Raw genomic sequence first — 16,368 nt, 5'->3', positions numbered from 1 at the left:
TTTAGTCAAGTATGATATTCTTGAGGTCTCTCGTACCCCACGGCACAACAACCGTTTTCACAGCTATATAAGTAGCGGTGTTGTCGTCGGGATTGTCGTCAGGCTTGGGTGGAACGGGCGAGCCGGGCCCCATCACCTTGGTAACCTCTATCTTATAGATGTGGTTTCGCACTACGCCATACCTGCCATAAGCCATAAACTTAGGCTGCTTCGCATCATCGAAATGGCGGATATAAGTAGCATATATGTTCTGTCCCTGATGGTAGTATTTCAGGTTGTGGCTGACGAATGACTTGGCGAAAGTCTTTTCCTCATTGCTAAGTTTAGCCACATCTTCCTTGAAACCTACGGGCATCTTCATCTCCTCGTCGGTCTTCGTGGCCGCATCGTTGATTTTCTCTTTCAGCTCCTTGAGCGTCATTACCTTGCCTCGGTAGTCTGCCCAACTCTTATCGCCGGCAGGGGCGAAAATCAGCGAGGCTGGCAAATATGTGAGGCGCACCAGCACTCGAGTTGAGTTGTTGCGCTTTTGGGCTGTGGCATCCATCGTATTCTCGACAACATAGATACCCTTGGAATCTTCCCATCCACCAGTTGAGAAGGCCTGAGGATACTCCACGGCATTGCTAAATTCAGTAACTGCCGACACGCCCATATTAGGGTCGATGGCGTACTGATAGTAATGTGGTGTGGTGTTGGTCTCATCGGCTGTGGGTGCTTCGGCATCGGCTGTGCCATTGCCTGTAAGACTCTTACCGGGCTTACGCATCCAGTAGGTTTTCAGGTTGGTAACGTCGAGAGCAAAGTCGCTCATCGTAGCCTTGCCGACCTCCGCACCACCTTCGACAGGCACGTCTGCTCCTTGGGCAGGAGAAACAAACACCTTGCCCACGGCACGCTCCACCTTTACCTCAACAGGCACGTTCGTTGCCTCTGCCTCGGCTTGGGTTTCCTTCCAGTTGCCATCGGCCGTAGGCACATAGCCGTAAGCGTTTGTCATAAACACGCCGTTGGCATTAGAGGCAAGATCGTTGATGCCTATACTGGCAGCAGCTTCAAACTGCGATTTTACGTTGCCTTTGTTCGTAACGGCCTTCACTTTGTCGCTGGGATTCAGGAGCACCAAGACCGAATAATTGGCCTTCTTGAGTGCTCTTGCCTTGATAGTGAAAGGAGCGTGGGTAAATGATCCTACGGCTACATCCGTAGAAGTAATGTCGAAAGAGTAAACGGCCATACTGTTGTCATCGTACAGGACAACACGCGCAGAGTCCACCTTCTGGTCGTTTGCCGAACCGTCATAAGACTGGTCGTTGCCTTTATCAGCTACTCCGGCTCTTGTCTGGGCGAAGTGTGGCAAGCTGACAGATATGGCAAGCCAGTGCGGAGCCTTGCCCTCCACGTCCTCGTCCGGTCCCTCCACGTTGGAGGAACAGGAAAAGAGTAGAAGCGAAGCCGCCATCCACACCAAGTAACCTTGAAATATCTTTTTATAACTCATCATTATAATGTTTCAGTGATTAATAAACTCCACCCAAGTCTATACTATAGCTATGGACGCTCCATTTAATTAAATTTACTTCGCAGGCAATGACTGTATAGTCATCGCAGTTGCATACATCTCTTACGTACAGCTTCACGTCGAAATCGTGCGTACAGTCGAGATTGATGTTGGTGTCGTGGTCGTCAGACTTGCTCAAGAGTATTGAGCCAATCAGGTCGGCACGGAATATCACCTTATTCTGGAACTTATCGTAGACTTCCAGTGTGTTTTTGTAGCCAGTCTTCAGCTTCAGCGTGTTGAATTTGCTCACAAGCACCGTATCGCTGGGGTTGGCAGTTGCAATGCCCGGATACTGCATAACCTTGTTGTTCAATGGCATATTTCCATCGACATTTGAGCTTCCATTGGCAGAATAAACTCTTATCTCGAAATTGTTAGGTTCCTTCACACCAACGAGGGAAACCTTGATACGATTGGTCTGCTCCATAAGATTGACCTTCGTATGTATTTCTACCGTACCGTTGTCTTCGCTGGACGGCAGATAAATCTTTTCGCTTTCGCCCTGATAGATTTTGAATCCCGGTTCAGGGTTAGCATCGGCAAAAACTGCCTTTTCCTTGAGGCTGAACAAGAGATCCGACTTCTTTGTGCTGCCCACTTTCAAGAGGCTGCGTTCCAGTCGGTCAGCGTCCAGTCCTGTCCACGCCACAAAAGTATAAGCACCTTGTGGCAATGGCATATATATTTCGTAATCAGCCGCCAGCTTAGGATTCTCTACCTCCTGCATCCCGGCCAATATTCCATTTTCATCGAATGCAAATACTTCCAAGTGTTCAACAGAAGGATAGACGGGCTCTTCCTCACAAGGTGTTTGGGAATAAAAGCTCACATATACACCTTGGGGACAATCCTTATTGTCATCATAGATCAGGCTGTCACACCCTATAATTGTCGCCAACGTGAATATTGCCAATAATATCTTGTTAAAATGCTTCATCTTTTCTGCTGTTATAAATACTTCGGAATATCTTTTTTATTAAAACCGGGAGGACGACAGGGTGTCCCCCTCCCGATTTATATATAGTTTATCTAACTGGAACGACGCAATTACATGTCAAGGACAACAGAGTAAGAGTGAACATTCCAAGGAAGGATTGTTGTCTGAACAGACATCCAAGTTTCCTTCGGAGTCAATGGATCGTCTGGCTTTACAGGAGGTTCGTTTGGCTCGTTAGGTTCGCTAGGATTACCATCCTTTGGTTTTGGGTCAGGGTTGTTAGGATTTTCTGTTGGATCGTTAGGGTGGTTAGGATCATTAGGAACCAATGGGTTCCAGTTAGAACCTATTCTCTTGAAGCCATCAATCTGAATGTGATAGATGTTGTTACGATTTACAGGAGAGTTAATCCACTTACCATCATCTGCGTGATCAGGATTTACCCAAGCAAAATAGATAGTCTTACCATTTACATACTGAGCAGCAGTCTGCTTAGCCACACCCTTGTTAGCAGCATCGCGAGCAGCCTTTACATTTTCATAGAATACACCATTGGCACCCATAAAGAATGTCTTGCCTTCTGGATAGCTCTGATTAATAGAACCATCTTCCATCACGACCTTCTTAGGTACGAACAGAGCACGTACGAGGACATAAGCTGTGTTACCCTTGCGATAGCCAGAAGCATCCTGATTAGCACCCCACTTATGGGTGTTAGGCAAAATGAACTCACCATTCAACTGATCCTTCAAAGCCTGTGAAATGTTACCCAGTGTAGTAGGATTGTCATTTTTCTTATAAAGTTCCTTAGTAGGAACAGTAACACCGCCAATACCATTAGCGTTATAATTCTTCCACAGACCAGAGTAGTCATACTGTGCACCAGCCAAAGCCCATGTGTAGTTGGTAGCATTAGCTACATAGTCAGAGAATGGAGTCTTATAGGTCAAATCAGCAGAAGCACCATCGCGCTGCATAAAGTACATAGCCTGCTCTCCCTGAGCCACAACATACTTAATGTCCTTAACAGTACCCAGCACCGCATCGGTTTCTACCTCAGCTGTCAAAGGATCGTCGCCCTTTACTTCAAAGCTATTTTCCTTTGTTGTAACCATAACACGAGCTACGGCACGCTTTACTGTGAGCTTAGCACGGTTGGTAGTGTTACCAGCCAAAGTAGCAGCCTCGCTTACGTTATCCTTTACATCCACGTTTGTAGCAGCCTCAATAGCTGTCATAGTGATAACGTCATTGTTAGCGTCTACCTTAGCAAGCTTATCAGCAGAAGTCTCAACATTAGTCTGGTTGTTACCACTATTGGCAAGCTTGAAGAAGTTAGTAGATGCGCTAGCTACATTCTCATACTTCTCCTTGAAAGCTACGAGTGTAGTCGTATTCAATGTGCTAGGCAAGAAGCTCTGTGTATCTGTAGTTGGATTAACCACTACATAAACAGTCTTTGTACCAGGAAGCACTTTGATACCCTTAGAAGGAGTAATCGTTACTGTGTGGTCAGCAGCGGCACCCTTAACCTCGAACTGGCCAGCAGGGAAGTTCTGATAAGCCTCGAGGTTGTCAGCATCGTTAAATACATAGACATCGATAGCATTAACCTTGTCCTGACCTGCCCACTTACCTACGAAGTTGTAGTCAGGATTGTCGCCATTCCCTGTGTCCTTCTGGTTGTCAGCACGAGTGCCAGCACCAGTAGCCAAATTGATAGCAACAGACATGTAAGTGCTACCGTTAGGCGCAGTTCCGCCTCCGTTGTCCAAATCGTCATTGTTTGAACATGCTGTCAAGAATCCTAATCCAAGGACCAAGGCAGCCATTACTTTTGTTCTGATTTTGTACATAAAAAATTAAAAAATAATACTTACTTGTTTTTTCTCTATTTTATCTTACAGACCAATGCTTTCGAGCACCTTCTGCATTTCCTTCATATTGTTTTGTGCCTCAGGCATATCAGCCACCTGCTTGAAAAGTTCCTTTGCTTTTTCCCAATTGCCCTTCTTGGCATAGAGCACAGCAAGGCTGTTGATGGCTTGAGGGTGGGTAGATGCGCCCTTCAGTAAGTTTTCTATGGAATTGTCCACACTACCTTCCGAAATCTTCATAGCAGCGAGGTTCGCCATACTCACAGGGTCGTTAGGGTAAATGGAGGCAGCCGTGCGGAAAACTTCGTTCCTCTCCTTACTACCTGCGGGGTAGCTGTTTGCCACCATATACATTTCGTTCAGACTCAACAAGTGAGGTTTGGTGCCCATATAAGCCTTTGCTTCTTCAAGGTTGAAGTCTTTCACGCTATATTTCAAGGTGTATTCGGTGCGACGGAGGAGCGGATAGAAGTTGAGGAGCAGAAAACGATAGGGCAATCCCTCGTGTACGGCTACCAGTTTCTCCTTGCGCATCTTACCATTATAATTGTTAATGATGGTCAGCGCATCGTTCTTCCATTCCATTTCAGAGTTTTTGACCAACTGTAGCAGTCCGTTCCAGTCTTCTCCGTGTCCCTGCACGTGGAACATATTCACGGGCAGCTTATATTTGTCCACAAGATATTTAACCAAGGCTTGCGCTCTGTTTTTCGACAAGTCGAGATTGGTTTTCTCGTTTCCCTCGGGCGATGCATATCCATCAATGGAAATGTCGGAAACCTTGAGATCCTTGTTCATCAGAATGCTGTTGGTAATACTGTCTACACGGTCAAGCTCGACCTTGTTGTTGCGATAGCTGCGCATCAGGGTAGAATTAGAGACGGTAAAAGCGAAATGAGCAGCAAACCTCTCGTTTCTTACCTTGTTCATCTCAACCTTAGGCTCAATGTAAGCCAATTGGTATTGAGGAGTATAAGGATCGCCGAAAAGTCTTTGAGCCACGTCGTAATTGTCTTCGCCCAAATCGCATCCTGCACAGCCACGAGCTCTTTCGTCCACTTTCACGGCAGCATCTGCCATCCAAGTGCTATAAGGAGCAGCGAGTATTACCTCTACTTCCTGTGGTTTTCCGTTATGGCGACGAACCACTGCGAGCGGCTTTACTCCACGGTCGAGTTTCTTCGCCTGACGCTTATACTGAACCAATGCATTGTGTCTTCCTATATAAATAGGTGGAAATTCATACACCCGCCCACTATTGTCGGCTTCGAGACTGGGCGTCAGCACAAGGAGTGTCTGTTCCTTGAGCTTCACGTCGTCCAACACCACAGTCATCTTGGCTTTGACTGAGTCGCCATCAAGATAACCTTTCTGTATTTTAAAGCGCGGCCCTCCTCCCTCTGCGGCAAAACCCAACAGAGGGCACAATGCCAACGAGGCCATCAAACAGTTCTTAATGATATTTCTCATCATAGCATCTAAACTTATTTAATCATATAAACCAGTGAAACTGCGGCCTTGGTAGGTCCCCAAAAGCCTTTCTTTTCGCTGCCTTCCTTCACTCCACACTTCACACACTTGTAACGGTCGTAATCGAAATAGGTGTATCCAGCCCCGATTTCCATCTCAATCCCCCAGTGCTTGGACATAGCCCACTGATAGCCTACGGAAACGCCGGCTCCCACCATCCAACCTTCGTAACGGTGTTCTTTCGTGGAAGGGAACAAGCCTGCGGGCAACTTGTAGTTGCCTACGTTGAATTGTCCGGTATGTGCATGGGCACCTACGAACCATCCATTGAAGGAGGAGCAGAACCAATAACGCCATTCAGGCTGAACGGCCCACACCTTCATTTTCTTGTTGTCGCTGTAAGTAAAGGGATTCAGAACGCCCATCACGTCGAGCGTGTGTTTCTTTCCCAGACTCATTTCGACAGAAAAGTTGGGTGCTGGCAAAGCCGCATCTGCCAACACGTTTGTCTTCAATGCTATCTCCTGTGCCTTGCCTCGAAGCGAAAACAGGGAGACGCATAACAAAATAGCGAGCAATCTCATTTGCATAATGACATATATTTTATTTTTAATTATTTTTTCGTAATAATACCCATATATATTATGGTATATAGTATATTATTTGATTATTTTACAGCCCTTGCTATAAAATCCTTAAACAGTCGTTGTTATCGGGAAAATATATTCTATATTAATTATACAGCTAAGAGCCAAGTATTTTTTGAAACCACAGGTTGGCAACCTGCATCCTTTTATAACTCAATTTTACATAAGCGTTACCCTTTTCATAAAGGTAAGTGCAAAGGTAGATTATTTAGAATGATTTACCAAAATTAATTTAATGAAAAATTCCCCCCCCCCCATATATTTAACCACTATTAACATAAAACTGTAAATTAGTAATTAAACGAATCTGATTTCGGGATAAGAAAAACACTTTGACGCTCATCTGCTTTCAATCCATTTCACAATATTCAAACATTATTATCTTTTTTATGCGAAAAGGATTCCAAAGAGATACAGAATGAAGTGCTTATCTCAAAAATCCCCCACAAACGTCCGTACGATTGGATTTTATGAGATATTATCCTTATCTTTTCTTTGCAGGCAAATAAACAAATGATAGAAATGGAAGGAAATATTTCAGTATTCAAGCACAAGATAGAAGTGGTATGCCAGAAGAAGGTTGAGCTGATAGAAGAAAGTTTCTGGCGATACGCCGCACGCTCTGCCTATGCCGGTGCTTTCCTTACAATGACAACGGCAGTAGGAGCCATAGCCGGCGACAAGCTGAACCACATCGACCACAATCTCGGCAAATTCGCCTTTGCTTTTCTCTTTGCGTGGGGATTGATCTACATTCTTTTCCTGAACAGCGAACTTGCCACCTCCAATATGCTCTATCTCACAGCAGGTGTCTATCACAAACGTCTGAGCATAAAGAAGGCCGTCTACATTCTTTCCACCTGCACCCTCTTCAATCTCATTGGTGCGCTGATTACAGGATGGATGTTCAATCAGGCATCGGCGTTTCAGGGATTTACCGACCACAGTATGATTGTGGAGATAGTGGAAGGCAAGCTCGGCAAGTCCAGTCCGACGATTCTCTGGGAAGCAATTCTTGCCAATATGTTCATAAACGTAGCCATAATGTCGTTCATCCTCATCAAGGAGTCGGGAGCAAAGATAGCCATCGTGCTCTCTGCCATCTTTATGTTCGTGTTCTTCGGTCTCGACCACGTTATTGCCAATTTCGCATCCTTCTCTCTCGCTATCTTCAATGCTTTCGCCGGTACGGACGGACTGACTTTCCTCAATACCATCCGTCAATGGACGTTCGCCTACATAGGCAACTACATTGGAGGAGGTCTGCTCATCGGCCTTGTATTTGCGTGGCTGAACAATTCCAAGACCTCGTATTTGGATTGAAAGGAAAAGGGCAACGAGCAAACAGATTTACAAGCAGATTATCTTAATAATAACAAATATTTTTTCATCAATAACAGATATTTCTACGGAAAACGGAAATGTTTTCCAACAGTTCTTCGTCCCTTTATCTGAAAAATCTCTGTAATATTTGCTTTTCTCATTTACATTCTGTATATTTGCATTAATTATCTCAATCTTAATTCATTATGAAAAAACTAACCTTCATTATTTTAGCAGCCCTGTTGAGCTTCTGCTTCGCATCCTGTGAAAAGGGAGTTATCGCCGAAACGGATGACAACGGACAGACAGGAAGCAAGAAACAGGCAAAACGGCTTGTAGAACTGGCGTTGGATGAAGAGAGCATCACGCTCTCCGAGGAACCGATGGCATTTGCTGGTAAACCGACGGTGCGTGCCGGTGCGCCCGGGAAAGTGTATGCCGTGAACGTGTATGAAAAGAAAAACGGTGCAAAATCCTATTCCAAGTATGCCTACGGACTGTTTACGGATCCTTCCGCAATCGCCATTATGCTCACCGAAGGCAATCTCTATCAGTTCGAATGTCTCATCGTAGCCGACAATGAAGACAAGGTATATAACAAGGATGGGGAGTATCTCTCACCGTTCCTCGTCGGAAGCAAGGAAACGCCTGCAAAGAGCGATAACAAATTCGTGAAATCCTCGTCGGCAAACTTCACAGGATTGACAAGCGGAACAACGAACATATCCGACAAGGAGAAAGTAATGTACCCCCGCGTCTATAAATTCTACGGAACACTCGACGACTTCAATCCCGCTTCTTCCACATCAGCACACATAAAGGCAAAGCGTGTTGTGTTCGGACTGCACCTTTCTGTAACGCCTCCGACAGAGGGTAAACTCGATATCTCGTTTCTGAAGAGGGAGATAACGGTAAATTCCACCGATGAGAAATACGACAGGATGTCGGTGTATTCGTTCAATCAGATTGCGAAGGCGTGCGAAGATGGATATGGCGGCAACACCGTCATTACCGTAAAGTGGATGCGTGCCGATGGAACCGTGAAGAAAGCAACCAAAACAATTACCTTGAAACGGAATGTTACCACCACCGTGAATATTGAAATGAAGAATCCCCCTGCAACTATCATTGATCTGGAGGAAGAGGACAGCACAATGACTACGGAGACCGTGGACTGGCTCGTAGACTTTGATTAGAGTTTATGGATGCACAGAAACAAGGAGGACGAGCTGCAAACGTGCAGTTCGTCCTCCTTATTCTTTAATATGAATTGAGAAATTCAGGTTATGCAAGCACTGCCATCAAGTCATTAATTACTTTTGATAAATACTCACGTTTCATCAATCCATCAATATATCTTTTCGGAATAGCTTCATATCCAAATTCAGCTCCTAACACAGCACAGGCAACAGCGGCATTCGTGTCGGCATCGCCTGCTTCGTTTACGACCGACAGCAATCCTTCTTCAAAATCGTGTGCATTAAAAAAGCACCACAATGCAGCTCCCAAAACTTTCAGCGTATAGCCAATGCTTGAAGGCTCGTCAAGTTCCAAACTCTCTATACCATTATAATATGCTTTGTCAATATATTCAGCTATGCTTTTATCATATTGATTTCCGATAGCGAGTATTTGAGCGTAAGAGAGTTTTTCGTTTTTCCAAACTAAATGGCTGATGATTTCAGAAATGATAACACACGAACCTACACAACGAGGATCAAAGTGGGTTAGCTTGCATACATCTTCGGCTGTCTTTGCCACATTATCTTTCAACAGTCCTATTACGGCAGTCCTCATTATGGCACCATTGGCAGCATTCTTTGTACGCGACATCCTCCAAATCAGTTCCGCCACCTGCTGAGGATTCTCTACATAGTTGGCTATTGCCAACACCTTATAAGTAGTTTGTCCCACACCTCTGGTATCGGGAGCATAGAGCCAGTTCTTAAATTTCCTTGCTATCGTATGCAGATTTATCCCCTTGTCCTCTATGATGGCATTGGCTATGCACAGCATCATATCCGTATCATCACTCCACATTCCTTGCTGGAATTTGGAACGGTGATAATCTCTGATTATTTGGCTGTATTCCTTTAAACCATCAGGATATTTCTCTTTTGCTTCCGTCTTGGTCATAAACTCTGTACCCAAGCCCAGTGCGTCGCCGATAGCTTGTCCAAAGAGTGTACCATTGAATTTATCTTTTATTTCCATCTTCATTTATATCATAGATTGCAAGTATACTGAAGCGAGCCGTCTTTCTTTAATGTAAAATTGAGAAGCGTTATTATTGTTATGCAATGCCCTGCAATTCAGCAATAAAACAAGTCCCAACTCTCTCCATTCGCATTTCACATAAAGACAAATAAAAAGGAGCTACCTGTCTGTAACTCCTTTTGTTTGTGGACCAGCCTGGGCTTGAACCAGGGACCTCCAGATTATGAGTCTGTTGCTCTAACCAACTGAGCTACAAGTCCTGAATTTTAATAATTCGGGTGCAAAGATAATGAAATAAATGGAAATACGGAAAAGGAAAGGGGATATTTTTAGCGTTTTAACACATTTTGCGTACGCATTGCACGCTATGACGCTGATTTGATGTACCTTTGCAAGACAATCATTTTCAAGCCATCTGCGCCTTCTCTTACTGATTATGAGGGTACAGGTTATTGCAACTCTCTACCCGAACAGCCCCACACCACTAACTAGAAGGGCTTTCATTTGACAGACAAGAGGACTTATGAGTACAGAATATGGCTTGCTGAATGTACGGATGGCAATGGAAAAGAATATTAGAAACATCATCTTCGACCTCGGAAACGTGCTCGTGAATCTCGACGGACAGCGTTGCATCGACGCATTCCGTAAAATCGGAGGCGAGGATTTGGCAAAGACCATAAAGGAACAACAGTTGAAAGGTTTGTTTTTCGACACGGAAGTGGGCAACATCAACGAACACATCTTCTGCGAACGGATAAGGAAACTGGCAGGGAAGCCACTGACAGACGAGGAAATCGTGTGGGCTTGGAACGAACTCCTGACCGGTATTCCCGACGAAAAGAAAGCGAGACTGTTGGAATTGCGCAAGAAATACAAAGTCTTTCTTTTGTCGAACACCAACGAGATGCACTGGCGCAAATGCGCAGAAGACTTCTTCCCATACGGACCGTATGGCACAGAGGACTATTTCGACCGTGTTTTCCTTTCCTACGAAATGCACCTTATCAAGCCCGATGAAAAGATTTTCCGTGAAACGCTCTCTCAGGCAGGGCTGAAAGCTGAGGAAACGCTCTTCATAGACGACCGGAAGGAGAATTGCGAAGGGGCAGCGAAAGTGGGAATACAGACTTTCCTCAATGCCGAACCTGACGATTGGATGGATTTGAGGTAAGTTTACAAGAGGACGAGGAGACAAGTTTACAAGTTCACGAGGGGACAAGTAAATTTGTTCATTCATCATACTGTTTGCAGCCTTACGCTCCTGACATTCTTCTGAACATAAGAGGTAACCTGCTTGTCCACTTGTCCTCTCGTCCACTGGTCTACTGGTCTACTGGTTCACTTGTCCACTTATAATCTTGTCCACTCGTTCCCTCGTCTCCTTGTTCCCTTACCCAAAACAAAGAAAAAATGAGAATAATATATTTAGAAAACACCAAAGAACTGGATATCAGCCCGTCGATTGCCACCATAGGCTTTTTCGATGGCGTGCATCTCGGGCATCAGTTCCTTATCAGCAACATCATAAAGCAAGGAAAGGCAGCACAACTGAAGACCACCGTCATCACCTTCGACCGTCATCCCCGGCAGGTGCTCCACGCCGACTATCAGCCCCGGCTGCTCTCGTCGCTCGAAGAGAAACTGGAGAAACTGCAAAAGACAGCCGTAGACAGCATTGTGGTGCTGCATTTCACAAAAGAACTCGCTGCGCTCTCTGCCCAGAATTTTATGAAAAGCGTGCTGAAAGAGCAACTGAACGTGTGCAAACTCGTAATGGGCTACGACAACAGATTCGGACACAACAAGACCGAAACCTTCGATGATTACGTACATTTCGGCAAAGAACTCGGAATAGAAATCATCAAAGACACGGCATTACTGGTAGAGAACACCAGCGTGAGCTCGTCCGTCATTCGCAGACACATCGAAGGGGGCGACATCAGAACTGCCAACCGATGCCTCGGAGAAGCCTACCGGATTTCAGGAAACGTGGTCTCGGGCTATCAGAACGGCAGAAAACTCGGATTCCCCACCGCAAATGTAGACACCTCTGAGACGTTCAGGCTGATTCCCGCACCGGGCGTCTATGCCGTAACCGTGAAAACAACGGACGACGGAGCAACCTATGGGGGAATGCTGAACGTAGGCATCCGACCCACCTTCAACGGCAGAGAACAGTCGATGGAAGTGAACCTGTTCGGCTTTGAGGGCGACCTTTACGGCAAGAAACTCGAAGTGGCATTCATCGAACGAATCAGGGAAGAGCGCAAATTCGGAAGTACAGACGAGCTTGCAGCCCAACTCTCAAAAGACAGGAAAGACATAGAAAAGATATTAAAGACAGAGAAAAATGGATAAGAACAACATCATCAGGGCCATCCTATACGTAGTCCTCTTCATAGCAGTATTCTATCTGATACAGATGCTCGTGCAATACCTTGCCATAGGCGTGTATGCCTATCTGGAAAAGCCGGGAATAGAAGAGATAATAAACGGAATGCAACAGGGCAGATACAGTTCGGTCGTTGCCGTGAGCAGCGTGCTGAGCAGCCTCATCACGATAGTCCTCTTCACTAAAACCCAGTGGGCACCCGTATCGCGCACCTACCTCAAGACCAGACCGTGGGCAGTGCTCTGCTGGTCGGGCTTGTTGGCATTGGGCACCATCCTCCCGATGGAATACGTCTACGAGCAACTCCAGATAGCAATGCCCGAAAACACGCGCCAACTCTTTGAAGGCATTATGAAAGAACCGTGGGGGTATGTGGCAGTAGGCATCTTCGTGCCCATAGCCGAGGAACTCATCTTCCGTGGAGCCATCCTCCGGGCGCTCCTCGACGCCTTCGGACGCAAAGGCACGTGGCTCGCCGTCTTCCTTTCGGCAACCATCTTCGGAGCCATACACCTGAATCCCGCACAGGGCATACACGGCTTCATTATGGGAATACTGCTCGGATGGATGTACTGCCGCACACGCAGCATCATTCCCGGCATCGTGCTCCATTGGGTAAACAACTCCGTGGCCTACCTGATGTTCAACCTTATGCCGCAGATGGCCGACGGAAAGCTCATCGACCTCTTCCACCACGACACCCGGATAATGTACGGCGGACTCTTCTTCTCGCTCTGCATCCTCGTTCCCTCCATCTTCCAGTTGGCATTGAGGATGAGATCAAGTGAACAAGGGACAAGTGGACGAGTGAACAAGTAAGTTACCACTTATGTTCAAAAGAATATCAGATTTGTAAGATGCAAACTGTATGATAAATGAACAAATCTACTCGTAAACTCGTCCACTTGTAACCTTGTGAACTTGTGAATTCTGTGAGAGATAAGGGTAAACCCAAAAACACACGATTACCGAACACAAACGATATCCATAAGTAGCTGACAATCAAGAAACAATACTCTCGTTTTCAATCTTGCGAAGATTGCATTCCATTCTTCGCAAAAATGGAAAGCAATTAACCGAAGATTGAATGCCATTCTTCGGTTAATTGCAAAACGTGTTTTTTAATTACGGATTCTCCTCGTCGCTGTCCTGCGTCGTGCCTCCGTCCTGTTTCTTTCTGCGCTCGGGATTGTCCACGCTCAGTTCCACGTTCTTGGCAGCATCGCACATCTGCGACTTGGGCGTGAAGACGATTTTGGGACAACTCCTTTTAAATTATAGAAGGGAGTTAAGGAGTTAAAGGGAGTTATCGCTCGCTTCGCTCACTAAGGAGTTAAAGGACAACAGCTCTTTTCGTCGCATTGCGGAAGCCTTGAATGAGTGGGAGTATTGTCCTTTCGATTTGGAGTATTGCAAAAGCCTTGAGAGACGGAACATTTGTCCTCTAACTCCTTTTAACTCCTTAACTCCTTTAACTCCTTCTCTCCAACTCCTTAACTCCTTTAAGTCATTCTCCCCAAAACAATTACCTCTTCACTACCTTCTTGCCGCTCACGATATACACTCCCTTTGGCAGACGGTCGAGGTCATTGCCCATACGCACGCCGTTCAGGTTGTAGATGTCCTGCTTCCTTGCAGCCACGTCGTCGGCAACGGTCTGCTGAATAGCCGTAGCCCCCTTCTTGGTAAAGTAGCCCGTGGTGGGGTTCGCCATCGTTACGTCCGTCTTGCTTCCGTCGTATGCCGCAGCACCTTTCAGCTTGGCGCAGTCCTTAAACATATCGTTCGACTTCATTCCCTCACGGTTCCAGTCATCGTCGCAGTAAATCGTGGTAAGTTCTTTGCAGCCCTTGAACATTTCGTATATATATTTTACCTTCGCCGTATTGAAATTCGACAAGTCGATTGAAGTCAAGGACTGACAGTAGGCAAACATACCTATTATTTCATCTGCATTTTCCGTGTTGAAATTCGACACGTCGAGCGAAGTTAATGAAATGCAGGCATTGAACATATTTCTCATAGCCGTTACTTTCGAGGTATTGAATTTCGATACATCAATCGATGTAAGGCCCTGGCAGTTATTGAACATATTGGACATATAGGTTACATTCTCCGTATTGAATCCCGTTACATCAAGCGATGTAAGGCGAGCACATACGCTGAACATAAGTCCCATATTAGTAACTTTTGATGTATTGAATTTTGTAACATCAAGCTTGGTCAGCGCACGGCAATTTGCAAACATAGCGTTCATATTCGTTACGTTCTCTGTATTGAAATTCGATATGTCGAGCGTTGGCAGCACACGGCAATTTTCAAACATACTGCTCATATTGGTTACTTTCCCCGTGTTGAATTTTGACACGTTGAGTGATTTAAGACCTGAACAATTATGGAACATATAGTGCATAGCTGTTACCTTTTCTGTATTGAACGTCGATAAGTCAAGAGCGGTCAGGTTGCTGCATCCGGTAAACATATGGCTCATACTGCCAACCTCGTCGGTCTTGAGATTTTCCATACCGTTGATGGTGGTGAGTTTCTCGAAATCGGCAAACCAGAATGCCGTGCTGACAGGATGATAGTCAGCCATTGATTTGTCAAATGCCACGGTAATGACTTCGCTTAGATCCGGATCACGAACCCAACCATACCCTTTCTTGGCATATATTTGTTCTTGCCATTCTGGCTTGCCCGATGTAAGGTCGTATATATTGCCTTCGGTGTGGGTAGGTTTCTTGCCGTCATAATAGAATGTGAAGGTCTTGTCGGCAGCATTCAGCACCGCGTATGCTTCCATAGTGCCTTTCTTGGTAAAGTAGCCCGTGGTGGGATTTGCCATTTCGACACCTTTGTTTTCGTCAAACTTCTCTGCCGCTCCCTTCAGGTTTTCGATGCCTTTGAACATATAGTTGGATTTTTCACACGTCCAAGCGTCGTTGCAGTAAATTCTCTTCAGCTTACGGCAGAAAGCGAACATCCAATCCATATTGGTAACTTTCTTTGTGTCGAAACTCGATACGTCAAGTAATCTCAGAGACGAACAGCTATTGAACATATAGCTCATATCGGTTACTTGGTCAGTCTTGAGGTTTTCAATGTCGATGATGGCAGTAAGTTTGTAGAATTTGGAAAACCAACTTGCCGTGGTAACAGGATGATAGTCTGCCATTGACTTGTCAAAGGTTACGGTGGTAACTTGCTTAATCTGATCGGACGAGCTCCATTCCGGCTTACCCGATGCAGGCAGGGCATACACGGTGCCTTCGGTGTGAGTCTCCTTGTTGCCATCGTAGTAGAGGTTGAAAGTCTTGTCCGTGCCATTCAGCACCGCATAGGCTTCCTTTCCCTGTGCCTGCGCCGCTGTGGGCAGGGCAAAGATTGCAATGAACAGTGCAGCTATCGCTGCCGTCGTGTTCTTGAATAAATTTGTTTTCATCTTTCTTTATTTTATTAAAGGTTGTAAATATTTATTTGAGTATTTGGTATCGGGCTTGAGCGTCTCCGTCTACTGCCTGTTGTGCATAGACGGACGGAAATGCAGAAGGCCCCGCCCGCACCTCCTTACAATAGAGATGCAGACGGAGCCTTCCGTACACAATTATTAATAAATCCGAGTTTCTACAAAATGCTTCAGAATCGTCCGAAACGACTAAACGGTCGCCCCCCCCCGAACAGCAGAGAACGTCCGTCAGAGAGGATAAAAAGCGTGTTTATGCGATTGTTTTCGCTGTGATACAGACACGTCTTTTCCGTAATGGCCTGTCGTTTCATTGTGATGTACTTTGTAAGCTAAACTTATTATTTGAAATTCGCGTACAAAGCTACACCTTTTTATTTGAAACAGCAAGGGAAAGCCGAATCTTTTTTCAAAGCATCATCAAAAATGCGCTGCGCTTCAATGCAGTTCAGGCTGCCCTTGTCCGATACGGAAC

Annotated in this window: 12 protein-coding genes and 1 tRNA gene; 5 read left to right on the top strand and 8 right to left on the bottom strand. The window is 45.6% G+C overall.

The features are described from left to right. Position 1: 1 nt before the first annotated feature. The 5 genes from P150_RS0108275 to P150_RS0108255 all read right to left on the bottom strand — a co-directional run bounded on the left by P150_RS0108275 (position 2) and on the right by P150_RS0108255 (position 6,438). Complete coding sequence (locus P150_RS0108275) at positions 2-1,504, bottom strand: Mfa1 family fimbria major subunit (protein WP_081819303.1); 1,503 nt, start codon at positions 1,502-1,504, stop codon at positions 2-4. 16 nt (positions 1,505-1,520) lie between these two features. Beyond that, positions 1,521-2,501 carry a FimB/Mfa2 family fimbrial subunit gene (locus P150_RS0108270; RefSeq protein ID WP_028897280.1) on the bottom strand — a complete coding sequence of 327 codons (981 nt, stop codon included), beginning with the start codon at positions 2,499-2,501 and terminating at the stop codon, positions 1,521-1,523. A 110-nt stretch (positions 2,502-2,611) separates the two neighbouring features. Beyond that, a complete protein-coding gene (locus tag P150_RS0108265; RefSeq protein WP_028897279.1) occupies positions 2,612-4,357 on the bottom strand; it encodes an Mfa1 family fimbria major subunit in 1,746 nt (581 codons plus the stop codon). A gap of 45 nt (positions 4,358-4,402) precedes the next feature. Then, on the bottom strand, positions 4,403-5,851 hold the full coding sequence (locus tag P150_RS0108260; RefSeq protein WP_028897278.1) for an OmpA family protein: 1,449 nt from the start codon (positions 5,849-5,851) through the stop codon (positions 4,403-4,405). Between the two features lie 11 nt (positions 5,852-5,862). Further along, a complete protein-coding gene (locus tag P150_RS0108255) occupies positions 5,863-6,438 on the bottom strand; it encodes a DUF3575 domain-containing protein (protein ID WP_051617600.1) in 576 nt (191 codons plus the stop codon). 570 nt (positions 6,439-7,008) lie between these two features. Between P150_RS0108255 and P150_RS0108250 the strand changes: the two genes are divergently transcribed. Together P150_RS0108250 and P150_RS0108245 are read left to right on the top strand one after the other, a co-directional pair. Then, a complete protein-coding gene (locus P150_RS0108250) occupies positions 7,009-7,818 on the top strand; it encodes a formate/nitrite transporter family protein (protein ID WP_197018064.1) in 810 nt (269 codons plus the stop codon). A gap of 206 nt (positions 7,819-8,024) precedes the next feature. Then, positions 8,025-9,014, top strand: coding sequence for a hypothetical protein (locus P150_RS0108245; RefSeq protein WP_028897275.1), 990 nt, complete (start codon positions 8,025-8,027; stop codon positions 9,012-9,014). An 88-nt stretch (positions 9,015-9,102) separates the two neighbouring features. On the opposite strand, the gene P150_RS0108240 is transcribed toward P150_RS0108245, so the two are convergent. Both P150_RS0108240 and P150_RS0108235 read right to left on the bottom strand, forming a co-directional pair. After that, the gene (locus tag P150_RS0108240; RefSeq protein WP_028897274.1) at positions 9,103-10,032 is read right to left on the bottom strand and encodes an ADP-ribosylglycohydrolase family protein; all 930 of its coding nucleotides are present in this window, start codon (positions 10,030-10,032) and stop codon (positions 9,103-9,105) included. A 189-nt stretch (positions 10,033-10,221) separates the two neighbouring features. Then, positions 10,222-10,295: transfer RNA gene (locus P150_RS0108235), tRNA-Ile, on the bottom strand. Between the two features lie 263 nt (positions 10,296-10,558). Between P150_RS0108235 and P150_RS0108230 the strand changes: the two genes are divergently transcribed. The 3 genes from P150_RS0108230 (at position 10,559) to P150_RS0108220 (ending at position 13,249) form a co-directional block, all read left to right on the top strand. Beyond that, the gene (locus P150_RS0108230; RefSeq protein WP_231477588.1) at positions 10,559-11,209 is read left to right on the top strand and encodes an HAD family phosphatase; all 651 of its coding nucleotides are present in this window, start codon (positions 10,559-10,561) and stop codon (positions 11,207-11,209) included. A gap of 239 nt (positions 11,210-11,448) precedes the next feature. Continuing rightward, positions 11,449-12,396 (top strand): bifunctional riboflavin kinase/FAD synthetase, encoded by a 948-nt coding sequence (locus P150_RS0108225; protein WP_028897272.1) that lies wholly within the window; start codon positions 11,449-11,451, stop codon positions 12,394-12,396. Beyond that, the gene (locus P150_RS0108220; RefSeq protein ID WP_028897271.1) at positions 12,389-13,249 is read left to right on the top strand and encodes a CPBP family intramembrane glutamic endopeptidase; all 861 of its coding nucleotides are present in this window, start codon (positions 12,389-12,391) and stop codon (positions 13,247-13,249) included. The genes P150_RS0108225 and P150_RS0108220 overlap by 8 nt, the downstream gene beginning before the upstream one ends. A 706-nt stretch (positions 13,250-13,955) precedes the next feature. Here P150_RS0108220 and P150_RS0108210 read toward each other — a convergent pair. Beyond that, positions 13,956-15,872: a BspA family leucine-rich repeat surface protein gene (locus P150_RS0108210; protein ID WP_051617599.1), complete on the bottom strand. Its 1,917-nt coding sequence runs from the start codon at positions 15,870-15,872 to the stop codon at positions 13,956-13,958. Positions 15,873-16,368 lie beyond the last annotated feature (496 nt).

It is taken from the genome of Prevotella sp. HUN102, assembly GCF_000688375.1.
Classification (GTDB): domain Bacteria; phylum Bacteroidota; class Bacteroidia; order Bacteroidales; family Bacteroidaceae; genus Prevotella.
The sequence above is the reverse complement of the archived record's forward strand: the minus strand, read 5'-3'. Positions and strand labels throughout refer to the sequence as shown.

Excerpts from the sequence above, each read along its gene's own strand:
- P150_RS0108275 (WP_081819303.1), bottom strand. The coding sequence starts at position 1,504 with ATGATGAGTTATAAAAAGATATTTCAAGGTTACTTGGTGTGGATGGCG.
- P150_RS0108270 (WP_028897280.1), bottom strand. The coding sequence starts at position 2,501 with ATGAAGCATTTTAACAAGATATTATTGGCAATATTCACGTTGGCGACA.
- P150_RS0108265 (WP_028897279.1), bottom strand. The coding sequence starts at position 4,357 with ATGTACAAAATCAGAACAAAAGTAATGGCTGCCTTGGTCCTTGGATTA.
- P150_RS0108260 (WP_028897278.1), bottom strand. The coding sequence starts at position 5,851 with ATGATGAGAAATATCATTAAGAACTGTTTGATGGCCTCGTTGGCATTG.
- P150_RS0108255 (WP_051617600.1), bottom strand. The coding sequence starts at position 6,438 with ATGCAAATGAGATTGCTCGCTATTTTGTTATGCGTCTCCCTGTTTTCG.
- P150_RS0108250 (WP_197018064.1), top strand. The coding sequence starts at position 7,009 with ATGATAGAAATGGAAGGAAATATTTCAGTATTCAAGCACAAGATAGAA.
- P150_RS0108245 (WP_028897275.1), top strand. The coding sequence starts at position 8,025 with ATGAAAAAACTAACCTTCATTATTTTAGCAGCCCTGTTGAGCTTCTGC.
- P150_RS0108240 (WP_028897274.1), bottom strand. The coding sequence starts at position 10,032 with ATGGAAATAAAAGATAAATTCAATGGTACACTCTTTGGACAAGCTATC.
- P150_RS0108230 (WP_231477588.1), top strand. The coding sequence starts at position 10,559 with ATGAGTACAGAATATGGCTTGCTGAATGTACGGATGGCAATGGAAAAG.
- P150_RS0108225 (WP_028897272.1), top strand. The coding sequence starts at position 11,449 with ATGAGAATAATATATTTAGAAAACACCAAAGAACTGGATATCAGCCCG.
- P150_RS0108220 (WP_028897271.1), top strand. The coding sequence starts at position 12,389 with ATGGATAAGAACAACATCATCAGGGCCATCCTATACGTAGTCCTCTTC.
- P150_RS0108210 (WP_051617599.1), bottom strand. The coding sequence starts at position 15,872 with ATGAAAACAAATTTATTCAAGAACACGACGGCAGCGATAGCTGCACTG.